The sequence below is a fragment of the Pedobacter sp. N36a genome (assembly GCF_014472395.1).
Classification (GTDB): domain Bacteria; phylum Bacteroidota; class Bacteroidia; order Sphingobacteriales; family Sphingobacteriaceae; genus Pedobacter.
Map to the genome: position 1 here is coordinate 1 of NZ_JACSZW010000035.1, position 1,373 is coordinate 1,373.

Below are 1,373 nucleotides of genomic sequence, written 5' to 3' on the forward strand. Positions count from 1 at the left end.
AATCTTCTTGTTTCTCTGGTCATAAAACCAGTAAAACCAACTTTAACAAACTCCTACTGCAATCTTTCAAATTCTTCTCACTATATCTTTCACTCAAACCCTTCCTCCGAAGCGGGATGCAAAAGTAAGAAAAATTAACGCCCCCACAAACAATATCACCCTTATAATTGTAGTCTATCTCTAACTAATTGAACCATAGCCCTAAAATCAACGAAAGTAGTACAATAAATGTTTGAAATCCCTTAAATATTACATCTTTATAGACATATCGCATTCTCAGTTCCTACATAATCCCTTAGATTTAAGATGATTCTTCCTTGAAGAGTAACTTCAGTATTCTTTTTTCTTACAGCGAGTCCATTTTAAAAGCAACAGAGTTCTTGTTCTAGCTCCTAAAGAATGATTTATTTACCTTTCATCATCTTATATTTGACCGGATTTTACTGATCGATTAATAGTAGCTTGAATGAGAAGTCCTACTTACGTTACGATAGAAACACTTAATGCGATTGCAAAATTCAGAGTATCATTAATGTTGTCTCTATCCAATCGCTTAGAGAGAAAAGCCGCAAGAAAAGAATCGCTATTTCCAACGTTATCCATTCAGCATAATATCCTATGCAGCCAGATGACATTTAGTTTATCACCCATGAACACTCACTTCTTTACTTCTTTTCGTAACCAACATTTCAGAAATAGAAAGGTAGAGTCGCCATGAGCTGCCCTCAGGTTAACATCCTTCAATTTATATTCAACATTTCTAAAAATTTTATATAAGTAGCTACTTACTTGATTTTTTCGAAAGAAGCTACCAAACACTAGAGCATCCATTTTTCACCGAATTGATTCAGTGCTCTTCAAATCTCATATCATCCCAGGCTACAGGATCGACAATATTTTATTTTATGATCATTCGTTAGCTCCACTTCTACAATGGGTATCTTCTATTCCTGATCTATATGGCAATATTTTATCTTTAAATTAAGTTAGGCTAGATTTTTTAAAGATTCTTTCTTATCAGAGCCATCACCAACAGAAACTGCAACACATTCACAGGACCAAATAATTAAGAAAAGAAAATGACTCTTGAGTCTATTTCATACTGGTATGATGCCATAAGGCTGAAGCAATATTAGAAACATTAGCTGTTAATTTAACTTAAGACCATCAGTACAGCTATGGAATTTTGTTCAGTATAAAAAAGGCTGTATACAAGAAAAGCCTGTAGTTTTCACTACAGGCTTACTTTAAGATTTGGCACCGACCTACTCTCCCACGTGTTACCGCAGTACCATCGGCTCTGGCGGGCTTGACTTCTCTGTTCGGAATGGGAAGAGGTAGACACCGCCGATATAGGCACCTAAATATTTTTA

Annotated in this window: 1 rRNA gene; it reads right to left on the bottom strand. The window is 35.3% G+C overall.

Features of this window, described 5'->3' with window-relative positions:
* Window positions 1-1,252: 1,252 nt before the first annotated feature.
* Window positions 1,253-1,364 (bottom strand): 5S ribosomal RNA (gene rrf / locus H9X96_RS22370).
* Window positions 1,365-1,373 lie beyond the last annotated feature (9 nt).